Here is a 7,932-nt window from a genome sequence, read left to right as displayed (position 1 = left end):
AGAGCTCTGTCAATATCGTCGGTTCTCGATTCCGTCGGTTTCATCACAGCATTTGAATACGTACAGTTGCTGCCGCGCACAGCGCTCTGACCCGGGTCGACGTCGTCTATTCGATCAACACGTCACCATAGGAGACCATCTCGCCGAAGCTATCGAGGATAAAAAGTCGGTGCAGACCTGCCTCACCTATCTGCGCGACACTAAACTGCATGATGCGTTCGCCCGGGCTCGACGTATCGATGAGCTCGTCGAGGAGCGGAAACTGCTCTCCCACCAGAGTCCGCAGGACTAGTCCTCCAGAGACGTCGTCAAACTGAAGAATCCGAATCGGCACGGTAACTGTCCCCCCGGCTACCGCCGGATTCGGATAGGCAGGCCTCACCACGACCTTTCCGACAAAGAACGGTGCAGTCCGCCAGTCGTCCGTATCTTCCGATACAATCTGACCTTCTTCGTCTCTGACGAGCCCACCGGACGCATCCGTCGCCGAAAAGCCGGAAGGTGTAGAAGTCGCGGCTGTAACGAACTCGTCCTGGCTGTCTGTCGCGTCACACGACCAGAGGCAGACGCAGGTTGCGACGAGAAGGATCGAGTTCGTGCGTCTCATGGGATGCGACCGTGCTTCAGGTGGGGCCCAGGCACCGTGTGATGCCTCCCGTGCAATACCGCTGGCCGACAAATGGTTCCACTGCCCTCCATCGTTTTGACCCTTGATTTCCGGTAATGGTTCTTCGTGCAGACAGACTGAATGTTGACCTCGACGGCGTCCCGGTGCTCACAGACGTTGGATTTGAGGTCGACCGAGGGGAGTGGATAGCCCTCCTCGGACCCAATGGCGCTGGCAAAACCACCCTGCTGCGCACACTCGGCGGACTGCTTGAATATCGGGGACACGTGTCTGTCGCGGAGCGGGAGCTCCGAGAGTGGCATCGGAAAGAACTGGCACGGAAACTTGCTTTCGTTCGCCAGTCGGTTTCGCTCGCCTTCGATTTCAGAGTCGAAGATCTCGTGATGCTCGGGCGAGCCCCACGCAAGAAATGGCTGGCGGCATATGACCACGAGGATCGGCGCGTCACAGCCGATGCGTTGATGGGCGTAGACCTGGCGGATTTCGCGGGGCGGTCCATCCACTCGCTCAGCAGCGGCGAGCAACAACGTGTGTTCCTTGCTCAGGCCCTCGCTCAACAACCAGATATAATGTTGCTCGACGAACCAACAGCTCACCTCGATATTCATCACCGCATAGCCTTTCTTGGGCATGTCAGAAATTACGTCGATTCGGGCTGCACGGTCGTCGCAGCGTTTCACGACCTGGAACTGGCCGCGCATTTCGCCGATCGCGTGCTCGTGCTCGATGGCGGACGATTGGCAGCGATCGGATCGCCCGCTCAAACGCTTACATCAGATTTGATCGCGAGCGTCTTCCGAGTCCGGGCGTCAATCGCGGTGGAAGACGGAAACATCATGGACATACGATACCACGAAAACCTGACGACGGCAGAAGCTTGACCGACCTCCTCGAGGCGAGCTTCAAAACGAAAGTCTCAGCAGCAACTGGAATGAAGATCTATACTGGAACAGGCGACTCCGGAACGACCGGCATTCTGGGTGGCAGTCGCGTTGCGAAGCATCATCCGCGAATCGAAGCCTACGGTACGGTAGACGAACTGAATGCCGCCATAGGCATGGTCCTGAGTCACGAAACAAGCGTCGATACGCTGGGGCCGACTGCAAATATGTTGAAACGCATTCAGTCCGAGCTCTTCGTGGTCGGTGCGGATCTGGCCACTCCTCTGGACGCCCGGGTAGACGTCCCAAGGGTCGAGGAACGAATGGTCAGACAACTGGAGGCCGACATCGACGGAACGGACGAGGGGCTCGACGAACTCAAGTCATTCATCCTGCCCGGTGGAATTCCGGTTGCGGCTTCACTGCATTTCGCCCGAACAGTCTGCCGCCGCGCTGAGCGACGAGTCGTCCAGTTCGGAGAGTCGGCAGAAATCAACGAAAAGACGGTGGTTTATCTCAATCGTCTCGCGGATCTCCTGTTTGTGATGGCGCGACATGCGAACGCGTCGGCCGGGTCGGTTGACGTGATCTGGAAGAGCGAATAGGCTTCTGCCCGATCGATATGAGTCGATAACTCAGAGACATGCCCGGTCGCGTCCACTGGAACCGAATCAGGGGACGGACCTTATATTCTTTTCTCCACCGATTTCGTAAAGCGCTTTCACCGTGCCAGTCCGAAAGTCAATTCTGTACGCTTTCGTCGCCGCCGCAATCGGCGCAAGCGCACTTGCGCTGGCGAATCCTGAGCCCTCGCCGGCGAAAGACGGTACTGAATTCTCAGAGACGTCTCCCCCGCCGCCGCTGTCTAACATAGTCGGGGCAACGGACGAATTCGGATTCGACACAAGTCGCTATGTAGTGCATAACGGCGTCGTGAGACGAAATGAAACGCTCTCTGACATCCTCGGCAGGTACGGAGTAACTGGCCCGCAGATCGCACAGATTGCCGATCAGTCCCGGGGGTCTTTTGACGTACGACGCATTCGAGCGGGTCGGCCGTATCACGTCTACGTTCATGGCGACAGTTCTGAAGTTGTTGCCGGACTTGTCTACGAACCGAGTTCGTTCGACTACGTCGTTTTCGACCTGGACGTACCCGGGGTGGAGGTCTGGAAACGACCAATCCTCGTCAGGCGACGGACGGTGCGCGGTACAATTCAAAGTTCGTTGTACGAGACGCTGCAGGATGTTGGTGCTGATGTCGAGCTAGCGTTTGAGCTTGCCGAGATTTTTGCATGGCAGATAGACTTCCACCATCTGTTGCCGGGCGACCACTTTACCGCTATTTACGACCGCCGCTTTGTCAATGGAGAGTCCGCCGGAGTCGGAACCGTACATGCCGCCCGATTCGTCAGTCACAGTCGAGACTTCACGGCATTTCACTTTGACAGGCAGGGCGACATCGCGTACTTCGATGACGAGGGGAATAGTCTTCGAAAGACGTTCCTTGCCGCACCCGTGAAGTACTCGCGGATCAGTTCGCGGTACAGCGGTCGCCGATTCCATCCCGTACTCAAGCGGTATCGCTCGCATCTCGGAACCGACTATGCGGCCCCTCGAGGAACACCCATCCGTGCGACTGGTGACGGCCAGATTACCGCGGCCACATATGCCCGGGGAAATGGTCGCTACGTCAAGATTCGCCACAACGGAACGTATACGACGGCTTACCTGCACATGTCGAAGATTGCGGCCGGCATCAGCCCTGGCAAATACGTACGACAGGGAGACGTTATTGGATACGTGGGAAGCACTGGTCTCGCTCGGGGAGAGCATGTATGCTACAGATTCTGGAAGCACGGCCACCAGGTCGACCCGTTGAAAGAATCGTTCCCGTCTGCCGAACCCGTTTCCGAACAGAACAGGCCGGCGTTTGCCGCGGCGATGGAGGACCTGATGGCGAAACTGGACGCCGTAGCTTTAGAAGCGTCCCTCCCTTCCTATGCACTGATTCTGAAGTAGCCTTCCCCCTGCTTCGACTCGGACACCGCCTACGGCACGGCACAGCTGGATAGCCAATGAGATACTTCGCCTGGACGCAGGGCACCTGTCCGCGTCAGCGGCGTCACCACCTCCGCGCCTGGCCTTAAATCAGATGTGGAGCGGCCGATTCTTTCTGCGCAAGGCAGAATCTTATTCACGGGCAAAAGTCACGGGAACCCGCCTGAACGACCGAGGTTGACCGGGCGCTGTCTCCCATTCGAAGCTTGCAGCCATGAGCACAAATTCCGAATCAAACTACACGGAAGTCCGAGCAGTCCCGTCGGTCTCTCGGGACCGCTGGTTGGAGCATGCCCGGAAGAAGCTCGAGAAGGGCTACGCTTTGATCGTTAGCGAAAAGCGCAAGAACGCAAACTTCTATCTGGCCGGGCGCGGCTACGAAACATGTCAGCACAAGACGGCGCTTTTGCTGATCAAACAAGGTGTCGTCAAGAAGGCGGGCAAGCACCATCTCGGAGTCGTCTACCTGCTTTCGGACGACGCCAAGATCGTTCTCCCACCGGCGCCCGTAATAGTCGATGACGACGACGATGAAACGACTGCCGACTCTGAGTCTGACGCGGGCTACGAGGATATGCTGGACGAACTCGACGACGAAGTCGAGGACGATGATGAGGAAGATGATGAGGAGGAGGACAAGACAAGTCGTACCTCCAGCGAAGACGAGTAATTCGCCTGCACTCGTACCCTACTCCTCCTCCATGCTGTCGTCGAGCAGTTCGCCGGCTATCCGATAGAAATCTCGCTCGGTGATGATGCCGACCAACTGACGGTCTCGGACTACCGGCAAGGAGTTGATTCCTTTCTGACGCATCAGCTGCACGGCATCTGACGTCAGTGTCTCCGGGGAAATCGTTATCGGGTTCCGGATCATGATATCCTTAACAGGCACGTCCACCTGCTCGTCGCCCGCGCCACTGCTCGAGAGATAGCGAAGCAGGTTTCGATGAGTGACCAGTCCGACCAGCCGGTGCTCCCTGTCCTCGACCAGCACGTGCTCGATCTTGTTCCAGTCCATAAGTGACGCAACGAGTTCGACGAGTTCCTCGTCGTTCACGGTAAAAAGCTCCGTCGTCATGAAGTGCTCCACTCGGGTGCCCCGCATATGCCTCATGGCCTTCGCCTCATCGAGAGTGGCCAGGGACCATTCGTGCACCGGGTTGCCAACTTTCTGACGGGAAAGCATCCCTGCCACTACTGCATTGAGGCGATCCGCGCGCGTGCCAGGTTGGCGTTTCATTCGCGCGAGCGACTCAAGCATCCACTGCGCCCCCGTTGCCAGACGTGACACCCTGTCTTCGATAATGCCCAGATAGCGGTCGATATCGGCCTGCTCGATGTCGGCCAGCACAAGGCCCTTGCGCGCGACCGGAAGAAGCTTCTTGAGAATCAGTTCGTGGGCGGGCATTCGTGTACCCTCAAACCAGGCCAGCTGGGCGCCGAGACCATGACGGGCCGCCGCAATGAAGTTGCTCTTGGCATCGTCAAAGTCCATCAAGTGCGACACGTCGCCGACCTTTTCCGCAAGTCCGGCGACAAGACCAAACCAGAACGCGGCATTCGCTACTTCGTCAACGACGGTTGGGCCGGACGGAAGGATCCGATTCTCAATCCGAAGATGCGGCTTGCCGTCGGTGATTCCATAGCAGGCTCGATTCCACCTATACACCGTACCGTTGTGAAGCTGGAGGGCATTCAATTTCGGTACGCCGCCCTGCTTAAGTACGTCCAGCGCGTCTTCCGCCTCCGCTGTCATGATTACTCGAAACCGCGTAATGTCCTCCTTGTAGATCTCCGTTACCGAAGACTTGACCCAGTCAGACCCGAAATGAACCCTGGGACTCATCTCTCTGAGATACAGGTTGCTGCTGCGCGTGTCGACCGCCTGTTGAAAAAGCGCAATACGGGTCTCCCGCCACAACCGCTTGCCAAATAACACGGGGGAATTCGTTGCCAACGCAAGGCATGGTCCGGCGACAGCCTGCGCGATATTGTAGAAACGAGGAAATTCTTCAGGCGATACCTGAAAGTGCGTCTGAAAACTTGTGTTGCACCCCTCAACAAGGATCGTCTCATGGCGGAAAGACAACTCGTCCACACCACGAATCTGAAACTGGGCAGATCCACCCTTGAGGGTCATGATCGCTTTGTTGAGCGCGTAGTAACGGGGCTTCGGCGAAATGCTGTCGAGTCCAAGGTCGGACAAATGGATTGTCGGCAGAATGCCGGTGAGGATTGTTTCGGCTCCAAACTGGTTAGCAAGGCCACGCACGTATGTAACGGCTTCGTTGATCTGCTTCTCGACCTCGGAAAGGCACTTGCCGCGAAACTCGCATGGGTGGAGGTTGACTTCGAGATTGAATCGGGTCAGTTCGTTGACGATTCTCTTGTCCGTGCTGATCTGGAGGATTTCCTCTGCGACCATGGCGGGCTGGAAATTGCGATCGATCAGAAACAGTTCCTGCTCTGCGCCGATCCTTCGCGTCCCCTTATCGAACATGTCGCTGCCGAGCATCAGCTCCATCGCCCGCAGGTCCTCCAGCAACTGCCGTGTAAACGCTCGCAGCGCTGCGTCGTCGACAGGCTCGCCTACGTCATGAATACCCACAATACTTCTCCTGATAAACTTGTGTCCTTGTGCCGGAAAGGCGTAACAATGGCGACAAATGGCAGGCTAATCTCACCGATTTGATGCAAACTCGCAAGGCCAGGCCGGCGCACCACTAGAACAGGACCGAAACAAGCCCCCGCGCACCTCGTTTCCGCGAAAGGCCATTTCAAACCTATGCATACCCCACGCATACAAAATACGGCGCTGCTTGCCGCGTTTCTCCTTTTTGCCGCACCTGCCGTTGTCGGTCAGACCGACAGTCACGGTGTGGCGTCTGCAACCGTTGATTCAAGTCGTGCAACGCGCCTTTACGTGCGAGGCCTGACGCTTTCATTGACGGGCGACCACGACAGAGCCGTCACGCTGTTCGCCGAGGCGGCACGATTTGCGCCCACGGAGCCGGCCGTGTACCTCAGCCTGTCCGAGTCCCATGCAGCACTGGGCGATCTTGACGCAGCGCTTCTCTACGCACAAAGAGCTGCAGGACTTGATTCCGGCGTCCAATACATCCGCCATCTGGCGAGGATCCAGGTTCTCTCGGGCAACCTGTCGGCGGCGGAGAAAACCTATGAACAGCTGGTGCACGACAATCCGCAGAACGCCGACGCAGTTTTCGAGATGGCCCGCCTGAAAGTTCGTCTTGGTCATGAGTCGGAAGCTGCGGAGTCCTTCGAGCGACTGATCCGCCTGCTCGGCGATGACAGGCTGCTCCGCACGCGCTTGCTGCAGCTATACGGTCGACTTCAGGACGGCGAGGGGGTAGAGCGAACCCTGCGTGCGCTGACGGAACTGGATGTCGACAACGCCCGGTATCACCTTATGCTCAGCGACTTCCTGGTGCGGAATGATCGCGATGCCGAGGCGATTGTCGTTCTCGAAACCGCGCTCCGCAGCATACCGGACAACCTGGATATTGTCAGCGAGCTCGGCACTCTGCACCGACGTAGTGGACGCATCGCGACCGCAGATAGCCTGACGGCTCGAGTAACAGACATCGATGGACTCAGCGCAAATCAGATCGCGGAGCGTGCGGAGCGTCTCTACATGCGGGCCATCGTCGACTCCGCATCGGACTCGCTCGCTTCGGACATCCTGACCAGGGGACTTGAGATTGACCCATCCCATTTCGGCATGCTGACGATGCTTGGCGATCTGAGATACCGTAGTCGTGATTTCGGTGAGGCTGCAGGCCTGCTGTCACGCGCGCTCGCGGTCGACCCCAGAAATGCCGACGTATGGCTGCAGACAACGCTCGCATTCCTTAGCGACGACCAACCCCGCGAGGCCGCGCGAACAGGCGAAGAAGCAATCCTCCTCTTTCCCGGCCGTGTCGACCTGATTGAAACGACCGCCCACAGCCATCTGGTCGTCTACAACAACACGCGAGCAATCGAACTATATCATACCGCGGTCGAGCTCCTGTCCGACGACGAACTCTGGTCCGCGGGACTTGCTGCAGAGGCTCATGCGTCGCTGGGGTTTTTGTACTCCCGACGATCGATATACGACAAGTCCGACCACCACTACCGAACAGCACTCAAGATCGATAGTGTTCACGTGTTCGCGCTCAACAATTTTGCCTACAGCCTGTCGAGTCGCGGCGAGAACCTGGACGAGGCTCTTGTACTGGCGCAGCAGGCGATCAGTATTGATCCGGACAACCCGTCATTTCAGGATACACTCGGATGGATCCTCTTTCTCCTCGATCGGCCAGCCGAGGCAAGAGAATGGGTGCAGCGTGCGGTTGACGC

Annotated in this window: 7 protein-coding genes; 5 read left to right on the top strand and 2 right to left on the bottom strand. The window is 57.7% G+C overall.

The annotated features are described in order from the left end of the window. Positions 1-106: 106 nt before the first annotated feature. Entirely contained in the window at positions 107-607 is a 501-nt protein-coding gene (locus tag HKN37_01020) for a hypothetical protein (GenBank protein NNE45220.1), read from the bottom strand. Positions 608-723: 116 nt separating this feature from the next. Between HKN37_01020 and HKN37_01015 the strand changes: the two genes are divergently transcribed. The 4 genes from HKN37_01015 (at position 724) to HKN37_01000 (ending at position 4,240) form a co-directional block, all read left to right on the top strand. Next, entirely contained in the window at positions 724-1,509 is a 786-nt protein-coding gene (locus tag HKN37_01015; protein ID NNE45219.1) for an ABC transporter ATP-binding protein, read from the top strand. 50 nt (positions 1,510-1,559) lie between these two features. Next, positions 1,560-2,114 (top strand): cob(I)yrinic acid a,c-diamide adenosyltransferase, encoded by a 555-nt coding sequence (locus tag HKN37_01010; GenBank protein ID NNE45218.1) that lies wholly within the window; start codon positions 1,560-1,562, stop codon positions 2,112-2,114. A gap of 121 nt (positions 2,115-2,235) precedes the next feature. Next, the gene (locus HKN37_01005; GenBank protein ID NNE45217.1) at positions 2,236-3,531 is read left to right on the top strand and encodes a peptidoglycan DD-metalloendopeptidase family protein; all 1,296 of its coding nucleotides are present in this window, start codon (positions 2,236-2,238) and stop codon (positions 3,529-3,531) included. Between the two features lie 253 nt (positions 3,532-3,784). Continuing rightward, positions 3,785-4,240: a hypothetical protein gene (locus tag HKN37_01000; protein NNE45216.1), complete on the top strand. Its 456-nt coding sequence runs from the start codon at positions 3,785-3,787 to the stop codon at positions 4,238-4,240. An 18-nt stretch (positions 4,241-4,258) separates the two neighbouring features. Here the strand turns inward: HKN37_01000 and HKN37_00995 are convergent, their stop codons facing one another. Further along, positions 4,259-6,094 (bottom strand): CBS domain-containing protein, encoded by a 1,836-nt coding sequence (locus HKN37_00995; GenBank protein ID NNE45215.1) that lies wholly within the window; start codon positions 6,092-6,094, stop codon positions 4,259-4,261. 261 nt (positions 6,095-6,355) lie between these two features. Here HKN37_00995 and HKN37_00990 point away from each other — a divergent pair. Beyond that, positions 6,356-7,932: tetratricopeptide repeat protein (locus HKN37_00990; protein ID NNE45214.1), on the top strand; the 1,577-nt coding region annotated here is incomplete at its 3' end.

Source organism: Rhodothermales bacterium, assembly GCA_013002345.1.
In the GTDB taxonomy this organism is placed as follows: domain Bacteria; phylum Bacteroidota; class Rhodothermia; order Rhodothermales; family JABDKH01; genus JABDKH01.
The sequence above is the reverse complement of the archived record's forward strand: the minus strand, read 5'-3'. Positions and strand labels throughout refer to the sequence as shown.